16 protein-coding genes, 2 tRNA genes and 1 rRNA gene are annotated in these 15136 nt (G+C 56.1%); 6 read left to right on the top strand and 13 right to left on the bottom strand.

What is annotated here, in order from left to right; genetic code table 11:
- Window positions 1-2 precede the first annotated feature (2 nt).
- Window positions 3-284: a peptidylprolyl isomerase PpiC gene (gene ppiC / locus M2416_RS25210; protein ID WP_041143471.1), complete on the top strand. Its 282-nt coding sequence runs from the start codon at window positions 3-5 to the stop codon at window positions 282-284.
- Between the two features lie 50 nt (window positions 285-334).
- Window positions 335-616: a peptidylprolyl isomerase PpiC gene (gene ppiC / locus M2416_RS25215; protein ID WP_024555327.1), complete on the top strand. Its 282-nt coding sequence runs from the start codon at window positions 335-337 to the stop codon at window positions 614-616.
- A gap of 37 nt (window positions 617-653) precedes the next feature.
- Here ppiC (M2416_RS25215) and M2416_RS25220 read toward each other — a convergent pair whose 3' ends face one another.
- Together M2416_RS25220 and M2416_RS25225 are read right to left on the bottom strand one after the other, a co-directional pair.
- Window positions 654-1016 (bottom strand): hypothetical protein, encoded by a 363-nt coding sequence (locus M2416_RS25220; RefSeq protein ID WP_045853629.1) that lies wholly within the window; start codon window positions 1014-1016, stop codon window positions 654-656.
- Window positions 1013-1453 carry an Rrf2 family transcriptional regulator gene (locus tag M2416_RS25225; protein WP_076947982.1) on the bottom strand — a complete coding sequence of 147 codons (441 nt, stop codon included), beginning with the start codon at window positions 1451-1453 and terminating at the stop codon, window positions 1013-1015. Before M2416_RS25225 ends, M2416_RS25220 begins: the two co-directional genes overlap by 4 nt.
- Window positions 1454-1635: 182 nt before the next feature.
- On the opposite strand from M2416_RS25225, the gene M2416_RS25230 reads away from it, so the two are divergent.
- Window positions 1636-2259, top strand: a complete 624-nt coding sequence (locus M2416_RS25230) for a class I SAM-dependent methyltransferase (RefSeq protein WP_259227439.1) — start codon at window positions 1636-1638, stop codon at window positions 2257-2259.
- A gap of 83 nt (window positions 2260-2342) precedes the next feature.
- Here the strand turns inward: M2416_RS25230 and ilvC are convergent, their stop codons facing one another.
- Window positions 2343-3818 (bottom strand): ketol-acid reductoisomerase, encoded by a 1476-nt coding sequence (ilvC, locus tag M2416_RS25235; protein WP_259227441.1) that lies wholly within the window; start codon window positions 3816-3818, stop codon window positions 2343-2345.
- Between the two features lie 151 nt (window positions 3819-3969).
- Here ilvC and ilvY point away from each other — a divergent pair, with 151 nt between their 5' ends.
- Window positions 3970-4866, top strand: coding sequence for an HTH-type transcriptional activator IlvY (gene ilvY, locus M2416_RS25240; protein ID WP_041143469.1), 897 nt, complete (start codon window positions 3970-3972; stop codon window positions 4864-4866).
- Here the strand turns inward: ilvY and ilvA are convergent.
- The 6 genes from ilvA to ilvL form a co-directional block, all read right to left on the bottom strand.
- Window positions 4863-6407: a threonine ammonia-lyase, biosynthetic gene (gene ilvA, locus M2416_RS25245; RefSeq protein ID WP_041143468.1), complete on the bottom strand. Its 1545-nt coding sequence runs from the start codon at window positions 6405-6407 to the stop codon at window positions 4863-4865. The genes ilvY and ilvA overlap by 4 nt on opposite strands.
- Window positions 6408-6409: 2 nt before the next feature.
- A complete protein-coding gene (gene ilvD / locus M2416_RS25250; protein WP_041143467.1) occupies window positions 6410-8260 on the bottom strand; it encodes a dihydroxy-acid dehydratase in 1851 nt (616 codons plus the stop codon).
- Between the two features lie 170 nt (window positions 8261-8430).
- Window positions 8431-9360: a branched-chain amino acid transaminase gene (locus M2416_RS25255; RefSeq protein WP_041143466.1), complete on the bottom strand. Its 930-nt coding sequence runs from the start codon at window positions 9358-9360 to the stop codon at window positions 8431-8433.
- Between the two features lie 16 nt (window positions 9361-9376).
- Entirely contained in the window at window positions 9377-9634 is a 258-nt protein-coding gene (gene ilvM / locus M2416_RS25260; protein ID WP_041143465.1) for an acetolactate synthase 2 small subunit, read from the bottom strand.
- Window positions 9631-11277, bottom strand: coding sequence for an acetolactate synthase 2 catalytic subunit (gene ilvG / locus M2416_RS25265; protein WP_076947981.1), 1647 nt, complete (start codon window positions 11275-11277; stop codon window positions 9631-9633). The genes ilvM and ilvG overlap by 4 nt, the downstream gene beginning before the upstream one ends.
- A 140-nt stretch (window positions 11278-11417) precedes the next feature.
- Window positions 11418-11516 (bottom strand): ilv operon leader peptide, encoded by a 99-nt coding sequence (ilvL, locus tag M2416_RS25270; protein WP_001311244.1) that lies wholly within the window; start codon window positions 11514-11516, stop codon window positions 11418-11420.
- A 353-nt stretch (window positions 11517-11869) separates the two neighbouring features.
- On the opposite strand from ilvL, the gene M2416_RS25275 reads away from it, so the two are divergent.
- Window positions 11870-13390: a YifB family Mg chelatase-like AAA ATPase gene (locus M2416_RS25275; protein ID WP_076947980.1), complete on the top strand. Its 1521-nt coding sequence runs from the start codon at window positions 11870-11872 to the stop codon at window positions 13388-13390.
- 23 nt (window positions 13391-13413) lie between these two features.
- Here the strand turns inward: M2416_RS25275 and M2416_RS25280 are convergent, their stop codons facing one another.
- A complete protein-coding gene (locus M2416_RS25280; protein ID WP_041143462.1) occupies window positions 13414-13752 on the bottom strand; it encodes a MaoP family protein in 339 nt (112 codons plus the stop codon).
- 118 nt (window positions 13753-13870) lie between these two features.
- Here M2416_RS25280 and hdfR point away from each other — a divergent pair, with 118 nt between their 5' ends.
- Window positions 13871-14692 carry an HTH-type transcriptional regulator HdfR gene (hdfR, locus tag M2416_RS25285; protein WP_041143461.1) on the top strand — a complete coding sequence of 274 codons (822 nt, stop codon included), beginning with the start codon at window positions 13871-13873 and terminating at the stop codon, window positions 14690-14692.
- Window positions 14693-14786: 94 nt separating this feature from the next.
- On the opposite strand, the gene M2416_RS25290 is transcribed toward hdfR, so the two are convergent.
- From M2416_RS25290 to rrf, 3 genes are all read right to left on the bottom strand, one after another.
- Window positions 14787-14862, bottom strand: a tRNA-Trp gene (locus M2416_RS25290).
- Between the two features lie 54 nt (window positions 14863-14916).
- A tRNA-Asp gene (locus M2416_RS25295) sits at window positions 14917-14993 on the bottom strand.
- 54 nt (window positions 14994-15047) lie between these two features.
- Window positions 15048-15136 (bottom strand): 5S ribosomal RNA (gene rrf / locus M2416_RS25300); the annotation flags it as partial.

Genomic DNA, 15136 nt, shown 5'->3' on the forward strand with positions numbered 1-15136 from the left:
CCATGGCAAAGTCCGCAGCGGCCCTGCACATCCTGGTCAAAGAAGAGAAGCTGGCGCAGGAGATCCTCGCCAAACTGGAACGCGGCGTCAGCTTCGACCATCTGGCGAAGCGCTATTCACGCTGCCCCTCCGGGCGCAACGGCGGCGACTTAGGCGAATTCCAACAGGGCGCGATGGTTGGGCCGTTTGATAGCGCGGTCTTCTCCTGCCCGCTGCTGAAACCCTACGGCCCGGTCAAAACGCGCTTTGGCTACCACATCATTAAGGTGCTGTATCGCCGTTAACGCATGCTAATATTGCGCCCTGATTCATCGCAACCTATCAAGGCACAATCATGGCTAAAACAGCGGCAGCAATGCACATCCTGGTGAAAGAAGAGAAGCTGGCACTCGACCTGCTGGAACAAATTAAAAACGGCGGCGATTTCGAGAAGCTGGCGAAGAAACACTCTACCTGCCCGTCAGGCAAGAAAGGCGGTCACCTGGGCGAATTCCGCCAGGGTCAGATGGTTCCGGCATTTGATAAAGTGGTCTTCTCCTGCCCGGTGCTGGAGCCGACCGGCCCGCTGCACACCCAGTTCGGTTACCACATCATTAAAGTGCTGTACCGTAACTAATGCATTAAAGCCTCTCTGGTGCAGAGAGGCTTTTCCCTTATTTCGCCTGCAGCGTTTTTTGTGCTTCATGCTTCATGACATGCATGCCGATAGCTGCCTGGAACACCTTAAACATCAGTCCGCTAATCAGCGTCGCGAAGGTGATGGTGATAAATGCCGTCATTACCCAGTCAACCAGCGCAAAGCCGCTGTTTAACAGCGCCGGGCGATATACCGCCATCCCGCCAAAGACCACCCAGTGGCTTAAGCAGTAGAAGCACTGAAACAGATGACCCACCAGCGCATTCTTTTTTGCCGTCCACTCGCGAAATGAGGCAAACAACTCCGTCTGCGTCACCGTTATCGAAATACTGCTGGCCGCCAGGGCAATCATCAGGCAGGTCGTTAAGGTAGCAATCATGAGTTATGGCCTTTGTCGTTGAAGTAGCTGATAAATTCGCCGCCGATATCCTGTAGCGTCAGGCTTTTAAAACGATCGAGGATCAGCGTTTGCGCATCGGCAAGCGTTGCCGACATCACCCGGTTGACCCCCTGCTCCACCAGGCATTGTGGGTTCTCGCTGCGGTTGCCCAGCGCAAACAGCGCCGGTTCACCTAATGCCATGTAGATATCGTAAAGCGTAATCTCCGTCACCGGCCGACATAGCCGCCAGCCGCCGTGGTGCCCCTTAGTGGCACAGACGATGTTTTTTTCCCTGAGGCCGGCGAGCAGCTTGCGGATAAATGCCGGATTACCGTCAATAAAGGCGGCCATCTGCTCCGACGTCAGGGGCTTATCCATCTGCTCAAGGTGCAGCAGGATGTGCAGCGTTGCTGAGAATGAGTTATTTGTTTTCATGTAATTTACGATATTACATAAACGTCATGCTGCGCAATTCCCTCCGGTGAAATAAAACCAGAAATTCATATAAAATAATGATAATTAAAGTTTTTTATATTTTTACACTGCGTTATTGACCAAAATAAATCTTATGTTACTTTTAATATTACATGATTTATTCCGTTAACGATGAGGTCGATATGCACAATCAGGAACAGACGCCGGAACAATTTTGGGCATCGCATTACGACGCCATGTCTCCGCTTTCCAGTGGTATCCCCGGCAAAATTCTGCTGCGCTTTACCGAAGGATTAGCGCCGGGCAAAGCGCTGGAACTTGGCTGCGGGCGCGGAGACGACAGCGTCTGGCTGGCGAAAAAAGGCTGGCAGGTCACCGCCGTGGATTTATCCTCGCGGGCGCTGGAATACGCCGCAGGAAACGCCGAACGAGCCGCGGTCAGCGATCGTATTACCTTCACCCAATACGATCTGACCGAAGCTTTTCCTGAGGGTGAGTTCGATCTGATTGCCGCCTCTTTTCTGGAATCGCCGCTCGCCTTCGATCGCCGTAGCATCTTCCGCGCCGCATTTGCCCACGTTGCGCCAGCAGGCATGCTGCTGATTACCTCCCACGCCAGGCCGCCGTCATGGTCAAAGCATGCCGATCGTCCATTCCAGTCGGCAAAAGAAACCCTCGCATCGCTTGAGCCGCTGCCTGAAGGTTGGGAAACCGTTTTCTGCGACGACGTTTCGCGCACGATGCGCGGGCCGGAAGGCGAGCAGGGAGAGGTATCAGATTCGGTGATTGCGCTAAGGCGTAAATAAACAGGCCCGGTAAGCGCAAGCGCTACCGGGCCTTTTGATGATTTGCTGGTCGATGCGGCCCGCGGGCCGCAGGACGGCGGAGATTAACCTGCTACAGCGATACGTTTCATATCGGTCATGTAGCCGCGCAGCTTGTGGCCGACGCTTTCGATTGCGTGGTTGCGAATCGCTTCGTTTACATCGCGCAGCTGAGCATTATCTACGGCGCCTTCGGCAATCGCCTTGCCCAGGTCACCGGTCTGCAGCGTGGTCATGAACTCTTGCAGCAGCGGTACGCAAGCGTAGGAGAACAGGTAGTTACCGTACTCGGCGGTATCGGAGATAACCACGTTCATTTCATACAGACGCTTACGCGCGATGGTGTTGGCAATCAGCGGCAGCTCGTGCAGCGACTCATAGTATGCGGACTCTTCGATAATGCCGGATGCAACCATGGTTTCAAACGCCAGCTCAACGCCCGCTTTCACCATCGCAATCATCAGAACGCCTTTGTCGAAGTACTCCTGCTCGCCAATTTTACCTTCAAACTGCTCAGCGGTTTCGAACGCGGTGGCGCCGGTCTCTTCACGCCAGGTCAGCAGTTTCTTATCGTCGTTAGCCCAGTCAGCCATCATGCCGGAGGAGAATTCGCCGGAGATGATGTCATCCATATGCTTCTGGAACAGCGGCGCCATGATCTCTTTCAGCTGCTCTGACAGCGCGTAAGCGCGCAGTTTCGCCGGGTTAGACAGACGGTCCATCATCAGGGTGATGCCGCCCTGCTTCAGCGCTTCGGTGATGGTTTCCCAGCCGAACTGAATCAGTTTTTCTGCGTATGCCGGGTCGGTACCTTCCGCCACCAGCTTATCGAAGCACAGCAGGGAACCCGCCTGCAGCATGCCGCAGAGGATGGTCTGCTCGCCCATCAGGTCAGATTTTACTTCCGCAACGAAGGAGGATTCCAGCACGCCCGCACGGTGGCCGCCGGTGGCCGCTGCCCACGCTTTCGCGATGGCCATGCCTTCACCTTTCGGGTCGTTTTCCGGGTGAACCGCGATCAGCGTAGGTACGCCGAAACCGCGTTTGTACTCTTCACGAACTTCGGTACCCGGGCACTTCGGCGCCACCATCACTACGGTGATGTCTTTGCGAACCTGCTCGCCGACTTCAACGATGTTAAAACCGTGGGAGTAGCCCAGCGCCGCGCCGTCTTTCATCAGCGGCTGTACGGAACGAACAACGTCAGAGTGCTGTTTGTCCGGCGTCAGGTTAACGACCAGGTCGGCCTGCGGGATCAGATCTTCATAGGTGCCGACCGTAAAGCCATTTTCGGTCGCTTTACGCCAGGAAGCGCGCTTTTCTGCAATCGCTTCTTTACGCAGAGCGTAGGAGATATCCAGACCGGAGTCGCGCATGTTCAGGCCCTGGTTCAGACCCTGAGCACCGCAGCCGACGATGACCACTTTTTTACCCTGAAGGTAGCTCGCGCCATCGGCGAATTCTTCGCGCGCCATAAAGCGACATTTGCCCAGCTGTGCCAGCTGCTGGCGCAGGTTCAGTGTATTAAAGTAGTTAGCCATGGTGATGTACTCCGTGATGTTGTGTGTCTTATTGTTCGGTTCGCTTTTGCGAGAATGAACCCACTATATGACAGGAAATTCATTGCGGAAATTGATATATTCACAACGTTATGTTGCAATATCTGCAATATAAAATCGTGGAGTGCGGCCCGTGGATTTACGCGATCTGAAAACCTTCCTGCACCTGGCCGAAAGCCGTCATTTTGGCCGCAGCGCGCGGGCCATGCACGTTAGTCCCTCGACCCTTTCACGGCAGATCCAGCGCCTGGAAGAGGACCTCGGCCAGCCGCTGTTCGTGCGCGATAACCGCACCGTAACGCTAACCGAAGCGGGCGAAGAGCTGCGCCTTTTCGCCCAGCAGACCCTGCTGCAGTATCAGCAGCTGCGCCACGCTATCGACCAGCAGGGACCATCGCTCTCCGGCGAGCTGCATATCTTCTGCTCCGTGACCGCGGCCTATAGCCATCTGCCGCCAATTCTCGATCGCTTTCGCGCCGCCCATCCTTCGGTGGAGATCAAGCTCTCGACCGGCGATGCCGCCGACGCAATGGAGAAGGTCGTCACCGGCGAGGCGGACCTGGCCATTGCCGGGAAGCCGGAAACGCTGCCCGGATCGGTAGCCTTCTCGATGCTGGAAAATCTGGCAGTGGTGCTGATCGCCCCGGCCTTAGCCTGCCCGGTGCGTAACCAGGTCACCCAGGAGCAGCCCGACTGGTCGACCGTGCCGTTTATCATGGCCGATCAGGGGCCGGTACGTCGGCGCATTGAGCTGTGGTTCCGGCGGCATAAAATCAGCAATCCATCGATTTATGCCACCGTGGGCGGCCACGAGGCGATGGTTTCCATGGTCGCCCTCGGCTGCGGCGTCGCGCTCCTGCCAGAGGTGGTGCTGGAGAACAGCCCGGAACCGGTGCGCAACCGGGTGATGATTTTAGAGCGCAGCGATGAGAAAACGCCCTTTGAGCTCGGCGTATGCGCACAAAAAAAGCGGCTGTATGAGCCGCTTATCGATGCATTCTGGTCGATTTTACCCAACCCGGGCCACTAGCCGGCGAGGAAAAAGCGGAATGCCGGATTGTGCGTTTCGTCGTGGCAGTCGTAGCCCAGCTCATGTAGTCGGGTTTCAAAATCCGGCTCATGATCGCCCAGCTCAAAGCCCGCCAGTACCCGGCCATAGTCGGTACCGTGACTGCGGTAGTGGAACAGAGAGATGTTCCAGTGGGTACCCAGCGTATGCAGGAACTTGAGCAGTGCGCCCGGTGATTCCGGGAACTCAAAGCTAAACAGGCGCTCCTGCAGCGGCTTCGACGGACGCCCGCCGACCATGTAGCGCACGTGGAGCTTGGCCATTTCGTCATCGGAAAGATCGACAACGCTATAGCCCCCCTCGTTCAGCAGATCCAGAATCTCTTTACGCTCTTCCAGCCCGCGGCTCAGGCGAACGCCGACAAAAATGCAGGCATCTTTGGCATCCGCAAAGCGATAGTTGAACTCGGTAACCGAACGACCGCCCAGCAGCTGGCAGAACTTCAGGAAGCTGCCCTTCTCTTCCGGGATAGTCACCGCCAGCAGCGCCTCGCGCTGCTCGCCCAGCTCGCAGCGTTCGGAAACGTAGCGCAGGCCGTGGAAATTAACGTTGGCCCCGGACAAGACGTGCGCCAGCCGTTCGCCGCGAATATTGTGCTGCGCGATATATTTTTTCATCCCCGCCAGCGCCAGCGCGCCGGAAGGTTCAGCCACTGCGCGAACGTCTTCAAACAGGTCTTTCATCGCCGCACAGATGGCATCGCTGTCGACGGTGATAATATCGTCGAGATACTCCTGACAGACGCGGAAGGTCTCGTCGCCGATGCGCTTCACCGCAACGCCTTCAGCAAACAGCCCAACGCGCGGCAGATCCACCGGATGACCGGCCTCCAGCGCCGCCTTCAGGCAGGCTGAATCTTCGGCCTCAACCGCAATCACTTTGATCTGCGGCATCAGCTGCTTGATCAGTACCGCCACGCCCGCCGCCAGTCCGCCGCCGCCAACCGGCACAAAAACGCGGTCGAGATGGGCGTCCTGCTGCAGCAATTCGAGCGCCAGCGTACCCTGCCCGGCAATGACCATCGGATGATCGAACGGCGGGACCCAGGTGAAATTCTGCTGCTGCGCCAGCTCGATGGCTTTCGCTTTCGCTTCATCAAAATTAGCGCCGTGCAGCAGCACTTCGCCGCCAAACCCGCGCACGGCATCAACCTTGATGTCGGCCGTGGCGGTAGGCATAACAATCAGCGCCTTAACGCCGAGGCGAGAAGCGGAAAACGCGACGCCCTGGGCATGGTTACCCGCGGAAGCGGTGATCACGCCGCGCGCTTTTTGCGCTTCATTCAGCCCCGCCATCATCGCGTAAGCGCCGCGGAGCTTGAAGCTATGGACCGGCTGCCGGTCTTCCCGCTTCACGAGAATGACGTTATCCAGCCGCGAGGAGATTTTTTCCATTTTTTGCAGCGGCGTAATCTGCGCAGCTTCATAGACCGGCGCACGGAGCACCGCTCTGAGATATTCCGCCCCCTCAGGGGCGGCGGACAGGGGTTGTGATTCGGCCATGATTAGCCCCCAAGTTTCGATTTATCGCGTACCGCGCCTTTATCAGCGCTCGTTGCCAGGCTAGCGTACGCACGAAGGGCGAAGGAAACCTGACGCTCACGCGCTTTCGGCGTCCAGGCCAGATCGCCACGGGCTTCCTGCGCTTCACGGCGTGCGGCAATGTCGGCGTCGCTCAGCTGCAGCTGAATGCCGCGGTTCGGGATATCAATGGCAATCATATCGCCGTCTTCAATCAGGGCGATATTGCCGCCGCTCGCCGCTTCTGGTGAAACGTGACCAATCGACAGACCGGAAGTACCGCCGGAGAAGCGGCCGTCGGTGATCAGCGCGCAGGCTTTACCGAGGCCCATTGATTTCAGGAACGTCGTCGGATAGAGCATTTCCTGCATGCCTGGACCGCCTTTCGGCCCTTCGTAGCGGATCACCACGACATCGCCCGCGACGACTTTGCCGCCGAGGATAGCTTCTACCGCATCATCCTGGCTTTCATACACTTTTGCCGGGCCGGTAAACTTGAGGATGCTGTCATCAACGCCTGCAGTTTTTACGATGCAGCCATTTTCAGCAAAATTGCCGTACAGCACGGCAAGGCCGCCGTCTTTGCTGTAGGCATGCTCCAGCGAACGAATACAGCCTTCAGCGCGATCGTCGTCCAGCGTATCCCAGCGGCAATCCTGAGAGAACGCCTGAGTGGTGCGGATACCCGCCGGGCCGGCGCGGAACATCTCTTTCACCGCATCGTCTTTGGTCAGCATAATGTCGTAGCTATCGAGCGTTTGCGGCAGGGTCAGACCCAGCACGTTTTTCACCTCACGGTTCAGCAGACCGGCGCGATCCAGCTCGCCGAGGATCCCCAGCACGCCGCCGGCACGGTGAACGTCTTCCATATGGTATTTCTGCGTACTCGGCGCCACTTTGCACAGCTGCGGCACCTTGCGGGACAGCTTATCGATATCGCTCATGGTGAAGTCGATTTCAGCTTCCTGAGCGGCGGCCAGCAGGTGCAGTACGGTATTCGTGGAGCCGCCCATGGCGATATCCAGGGTCATGGCGTTTTCAAACGCCGCTTTGTTGGCGACGTTACGCGGCAGCGCGGAGGCATCGTCCTGCTCGTAGTAGCGTTTGGTCAGCTCGACAATGCGTTTTCCCGCGTTGAGGAACAGCTGTTTACGATCGGCATGAGTGGCCAGCAGGGAGCCGTTGCCCGGCTGAGACAGGCCCAGCGCTTCCGTCAGGCAGTTCATTGAGTTGGCGGTAAACATCCCGGAACAGGAGCCGCAGGTCGGACAGGCGGAACGCTCAACCTGGTCACTCTGTTCGTCGGATACTTTCGGGTCCGCGCCCTGAATCATCGCATCGACCAAATCGAGCTTGATGATCTTGTCAGAAAGCTTGGTTTTACCCGCTTCCATCGGACCGCCGGAGACAAAGATCACCGGAATATTCAGGCGCAGGGAGGCCATCAGCATCCCTGGGGTGATTTTGTCGCAGTTGGAGATGCAGACCATGGCATCGGCACAGTGTGCGTTGACCATGTACTCTACCGAGTCGGCGATCAGCTCGCGGGATGGCAGTGAATAAAGCATGCCCCCGTGACCCATGGCGATCCCGTCATCCACCGCGATGGTGTTGAACTCTTTAGCAACGCCGCCAGAGGCTTCAATTTGCTCGGCGACCAGCTTGCCCAGATCGCGCAGGTGCACGTGGCCAGGGACGAATTGGGTAAAGGAGTTCACAACGGCGATAATCGGTTTACCGAAATCAGCGTCGGTCATCCCGGTTGCGCGCCACAGCGCGCGGGCACCCGCCATATTACGGCCATGAGTGGTGGTGGCGGAACGGTACTTAGGCATGCTTTTACTCCCAGTGTCTGTTAAACGGGGCGCTGCGTGTCGCCCCGTCTTTTATGCTTATCTACCCTAAATAGTCCAGGCTGCAGGAAGGCGGCAGGAGAAAGAATCTCCGGCCGGCTGCGGTAAACGAGCGCAGCCAAAGCACATGCAGCTTAAAATATGACGGATATTTACTGATTAACCTGATCCAACCAGCCCCATTTATCCTCGGTTTCACCGGTGAAGAGGCCAAAGAATGCTTGCTGAATACGCTTAGTCACCGGGCCACAGCGGCCTTCGCCGACCTGAATGCCATCAACGCTGCGCACCGGGGTAATTTCTGCTGCGGTACCGGACATAAAGACTTCATCCGCCAGGTACAGGGATTCGCGAGACAGGACCTGCTCACGAACTTCGATATTCAGATCTTTTGCCAGCTTAATAATGGCATCGCGGGTAATACCCGGCAGCGCCGAAGAGGTAAACGGCGGGGTAAACAGAACGCCATCTTTCACTTCAAACAGGTTCTCACCCGCCCCTTCGGAGATGTAGCCGTTAACGTCCAGCGCGATGCCTTCCTGGTAGCCATGTCGACGCGCTTCGCTGCCGACCAGCAGGGAGGAAAGGTAGTTACCGCCGGCTTTTGCTGCGGTCGGGATCGTATTCGGCGCCACGCGGTTCCAGGAAGAGACCATGGCATCGATCCCCTGATCCAGCGCTTCGGCGCCAAGATAGGCTCCCCACGGGAACGCCGCGATGATCACGTCAGTGGTATATCCTTCCGGCGGGTTTACGCCCATGCCCACGTCACCCACGAATACCAGCGGACGAATATAGGCGCTGGTCAGGCCGTTTTTACGAATCACTTCACGACAGGCTTCCATCAGCTCATCAACGCTCTGTGAAACCGGGAAACGGTAGATTTTGGCTGAATCATGCAAACGCTGCATGTGTTCACGATGACGGAACACCACCGGTCCTTTGTGCGAGTCATAGCAGCGGATGCCTTCAAAAACGGAAGTGCCGTAATGCAGGGCATGCGACATAACGTGGACCTTAGCTTCTCCCCAAGGAACCATCTCGCCGTTGAACCAAATGTAATCAGCTTTTTTCGTCGTCATTTTTCTTCCCTTGCGCCTATGCGCGGATTTGTTGTGATGTGGGTTGCTGGATTTCGACGCAGGCAACGTCCACCAGTTTGCTTAATTGACTAAACAGTAATTCGACGGGCCGCTGGCTGGCAACGGTCAATTCGATATTTATATTGCGGGTGTCCGCGGCGGTCTCCATATTCATGGCGCAAATCTGAAAGCCACGATGGCGCACTACGCGCAGCACGCGCTCTAAGGTTTCCGGGTTGGAGCGGGCCTGCAAGGCGACCTGATGTTGCATCATGATAATTTCTCCAGCATTTCTGAGTTACTGGCGCCGGGCGGCACCAACGGCCAGACATTCTCAAGTTCATCAATTGAGACATGAAGCAGGTATGGCCCCTGGCTCGAAAGCATGGTGTCGAGAGCCGCTTCAACCTGGTCTTTACGGGTGATATGTTGGCCAGGAATGCCGAAGGCGCTGGCCAAAGTGACAAAATCGGGGTTATCGGTGAGGATCGTTTCGCTATAACGCTCCTGGAAGAACAGCTGCTGCCACTGACGAACCATGCCTAAACGCTGATTATCCAGCAGCAGGATCTTCAGCGGCAGCTGCTTGCGTTTTACGGTGCCCAGCTCCTGAACATTCATCATGAAGGAGCCGTCACCGGAGATACAGATTACCGTATCGTTCGGACGCGCGACCTGGGCACCTACCGCCGCAGGCAGACCGAAGCCCATCGTTCCTAAGCCGCTGGAGGTAATGAAATTCTCCGGACGAGTGTAGGTCATATGCTGTGCAGACCACATCTGATGCTGGCCCACGTCGGTGGTCACCACGCTGTCAGACGGTTTGCGATCGGAAAGCTGCTTGAGCAGCAGCGGGGCGTAGATGCCTTCACCCGGGTAGTCATAGCGCCATGCATGTTCGGCGCGCAGCTCCGCGTTGTGCTGACGCCAGGCGTCAATGGCCAGCGGCTGCTGCAGTGCCGGCAGCAGCGTATTGAGATCGCCGGTCAGGGCAACGTGCGCCTGACGCAGCTTGTTCAGCTCCGCCGGATCGATATCCATATGGATAACTTTGGCATGCGGAGCAAAGGTATTCAGCTTGCCGGTTACGCGGTCGTCAAAACGCGCGCCTATCGCAATCAGCAGGTCGCACTCCTGAACCGCCAGATTAGCCGCCTTCGTCCCGTGCATGCCCAGCATCCCCTGGTAATAGGCATAGTCAGCATCAACCGCGCCCAGCCCCTTCAGCGTGCAGGTCGCCGGCATTTGCGTGACCGCAATAAACTCGCGCAGAGCGGGAACTGCCTGCGCCATACCGACACCGCCGCCGACGTACAGCATCGGCTTTTGCGACTGAGCCAGCATCTGCAGCGCTTGCTCAACCTCGGCGTGAGGGAAAGCAACGTCATCGGCTACCGTGGAAAAATAGGGTTCGAACTCGCCTGTCGCCAGCTGGATATCTTTTGGAATGTCTACCAGTACCGGGCCTGGGCGGCCTGAGTTCGCGACCAGGAAAGCTTCAGCAATGACGCGCGGAAGCTCTTCCAGCGATTGCACCAGGAAGCTATGTTTGGTGCAGGCCAGCGATAAGCCCAGCACGTCAATTTCCTGAAAAGCATCGGTACCGATAAGCGGTGCCGCCACCTGGCCGGTAATCGCGACAACGGGGATAGAGTCCAGCAGGGCATCCGCCAGGCCGGTGATCAGGTTAGTTGCTCCAGGGCCGGAGGTCGCGATGCAAACGCCCGTTTTACCTGTTGCCCGCGCATAGCCGATGGCCGCCATTGCTGCACCCTGCTCGTGACGGCACAACAGGTGTTCCACGCCGCCGTCATACAACGCATCGTAAACCGGCATAATCGCGCCACCCGGGTAGCCGAAAACCGTCTCGACTCCCTGTGTCCGCAAAGCATGTACTACCCACTGCGCGCCATTCATAGTTACATCCCCGTCATAGATCGGAAGAAACAGAATTTTATGCTGTTATTCATTCTCTGCTCCCCGTCTGTCATTTTTAAGTTATAAAAAAACCCCCGGACCTTTCGGTGCGGGGGTCTTAGTTCGTTAAGGCTTGATTTCTATGCCTTTCCTCGTCCAAGTGCTGCCCCGCACGGTGGGATAATAATCACCACCACGCTAATCACGACCAGGCTAATCACTCGTAGAAGGGCTGTCATTTTATGTACTTTCTGGCTTCTTGTTCGAAGGAATACCTAAAGAGGTACCACAGACGTCACGTTAAACACAAGATTTTTTTATGGCTCGCTTTCTGATCACGCTAACAATTTCCAGTAAAACAATTGTTTTTAATGGGAAAAATATAAAGTGAAGATATTTCAATTTATCGCGTTGCCCTATGGCTTTTTACGACATGCTGTCCTGCCCTTGCGGCAACCTGCGAGCCGGGTGCAATAACGAAAAGTATGTAACGATCTGCGGTGAATTATCTGGAACGTGACGCGTAAAGCACAGTTCCTGCAGGTGACTAATAGCAGGGTTCCCGACATGATGCCCACATTCAGGAGGCACTATGTCACTCGCGATCGTCTACACTCGGGCCGCTCTCGGTATCAGCGCCCCGCTTATTACTATTGAGGTTCATATCAGCAGCGGCCTTCCCGGACTAACGATGGTTGGGCTGCCGGAAACTACCGTAAGGGAGGCGCGTGACCGGGTGCGCAGCGCAATCATTAACAGTGGCTATACCTTCCCGGCGAAAAAAATCACCATTAACCTCGCACCTGCCGATTTGCCAAAAGAAGGAGGGCGGTACGATCTCCCTATCGCTCTCGCGCTTCTGGTCGCCTCCGAGCAGCTAGAGGCTCCCGGACTGAATCAATATGAGTTTATCGGCGAGCTCGCGCTTACAGGGGCCCTACGCGGCGTTCCCGGCGCTATCTCCAGCGCAATGGAGGCCATCAGGGCCGGACGACAGATTATTGTTGCCGAAGATAACGCTGCCGAAGTGGGGCTGATTGGCGGTAGCGACTGCCTTATCGCCGGACACCTGCAGGAGGTCTGCGCCTTTGTGGCAGGACAGCATCCGCTCTCTCCTCCCGTGGCCGCAGCGGAAGATCCGCAGGAAACACGCCACGATTTGTGCGACGTCATTGGCCAGCAGCAGGGCAAGCGCGCGCTGGAAATCGTCGCTGCCGGCGGGCATAACCTGCTGTTAATCGGCCCCCCAGGTACAGGGAAAACGATGCTTGCCAGTCGGTTACCGGGATTACTGCCCCCGTTAAGCAATCAGGAGGCGCTTGAAAGCGCTGCTATTCTCAGTCTGGTGAGCACCAACTACGCGACCACTCGCTGGCGCCACAGGCCGTTTCGCGCCCCGCATCACAGCGCCTCGGTCGCGGCTATGGTCGGCGGTGGCGCCATACCTGCGCCTGGCGAGATCTCACTGGCCCATAATGGGGTGCTGTTTCTTGACGAGTTGCCGGAGTTTGAACGCAGAGTGCTGGATGCCCTGCGCGAGCCAATTGAATCGGGAAAAATACATATTTCTCGCACCCGGGCGAAAATTGACTATCCGGCGCATTTCCAGCTGATTGCGGCCATGAATCCCAGCCCAACCGGACATTATCAGGGTCATCACAATCGCGCTTCTCCCGAGCAGACGCTGCGCTATCTGGGGCGGCTGTCCGGCCCCTTCCTTGATCGCTTCGATCTCTCTTTGGAAATACCGCTACCGCCGCCTGGAGTACTCAGCCAGCAAGGCGGTGGTGGAGAGGACAGCGCGACGGTACGACTGCGGGTTCTTGCTACGCGCGAGAGGCAGCTGGACCGACAGAATAAGCTCAACGCTGATTTAGACAATAATGAGATGAAAACCTGGTGTGCGTTGAATAAGAACGATGCCATCTGGCTTGAACAGACCCTGACGCAGCTGGGACTCTCTATACGGGCCTGGCAACGGCTGCTTAAGGTGGCGAGGACGATTGCCGATATAAAGGACGATCCGCGTATAGAACGCCATCATCTGCAGGAGGCGCTAGGCTATCGGGCGATAGACCGGATGTTGAACCATCTGCAAAAGCTTATGCCATAAAAAAAGGGCTTTCGCCCTTTTTCTTAATCATCGCTTTCTGTGTAATCTTCAGCGCCTTCTACCTGCGGTTTACCGCCGGAGAGCGTATGGAAACGCTTAGGCCGCTTAATACGCGCCATGTACTTAATCCACACACGCTCTACTTCGGTTACCGGCTCACGTTCGCCGCGGCATACCGAAACAAACTGTTTTTCATCTTCAGTGACAGGTTCGCGTTTACCCAGTTCCAGTTCGTTAAAGGCATAACCATGCTGTTCCAGCAGTTGCGCCTCTTTGATGGTGAAATCACCATGACGGGAGAACCCGCGCGGATAATTTTTATTATCGAAAAAACGATTAGTCGTCATAAAGCTTTCCGCCATCCTACACGCTCCTGATTCTTTGGCCGAGCTATTTATGGCGCGGAGTATTAGTTACGCTTGACAGAGTGTAAAACAAAAGATTTAAATCATTACGACAAATAATTTTGCGGAGAAGAGTGTGGATACGGAATTGCTCAAAACTTTCCTTGAGGTGAGCAGAACTCGCCACTTTGGGCGAGCAGCGGAGGCGCTTTACCTGACGCAGTCAGCGGTTAGCTTTCGTATTCGTCAGCTGGAGAATCAGCTTGGCGTTAACCTTTTTACCCGTCATCGCAACAATATCCGTTTGACCCCAGCCGGAGAGAAGCTGCTGCCCTACGCTGAAACCCTGATGAATACCTGGCAGGCGGCGCGTAAAGAGGTTGCCAACTCTGCCCGACACAATGAGTTTTCGATTGGCGGCAGCGCATCTCTTTGGGAGTGCATGCTTAACGGATGGCTGGGGAAACTGTACAGGGAGCCCTATGACCTGCAGTTCGAGGCTCGTATTGCCCAGCGTCAGTCGCTGGTCAAACAGCTGCATGAACGGCAGCTTGACCTGCTGATCACGACAGAATCGCCGAAAATGGATGAGTTAAGTAGCCAGTTGCTTGGTAATTTCACCCTAACCCTTTATTGCGCTGTGCCGGTTAAAAATAAAAGCGAATTGAACTACCTGCGACTGGAATGGGGTCCGGACTTTCAACAAAATGAAGTCGGGTTGATTGGCAGTGATGACGTACCGTTGCTCACCACCAGTTCCGCTGAGCTGGCGTATCAGCAGCTCGCTCCTCTCAATGGCTGCACGTGGCTACCAACGCACTGGGCAAAGGGTAAGAGCGCGCTTTACCCGGTAACGGATGGCACCACGCTTTCACGCCCACTGTACGCCATCTGGTTGCAAAACAGTGATAAACAGGCGCAGATCCGTGAGATTCTAAAAACCAGCATTCTGGAATAAGCACATCTCTCCAGGGACGGAGAGCGTTGGGCGATCGCAATGCCAGGGAGTTGCAGGCAAAAAAAATCCTTTGCCGAAGCAAAGGATTATTATATGGCAGGGGCGGAGAGACTCGAACTCGCGACACCCGGTTTTGGAGACCGGTGCTCTACCAACTGAGCTACGCCCCTAAATACTGCTTATTATTAAGCCTGCTAGTTAAGCAGGCTTAATTTTCTAATAAGTGGCGGAACGGACGGGACTCGAACCCGCGACCCCCTGCGTGACAGGCAGGTATTCTAACCGACTGAACTACCGCTCCACCGAATTTCTTTACAACAACCGGTTTATTGCCCCGGTTTACTGCTAATTTGATGCCTGGCAGTTCCCTACTCTCACATGGGGAGACCCCACACTACCATCGGCGCTACGGCGTTTCACTTCTGAGTTCGGCATGGGGTCAGG

Source organism: Klebsiella sp. BIGb0132, from assembly GCF_024810075.1.
In the GTDB taxonomy this organism is placed as follows: Bacteria; Pseudomonadota; Gammaproteobacteria; order Enterobacterales; family Enterobacteriaceae; genus Klebsiella; species Klebsiella terrigena.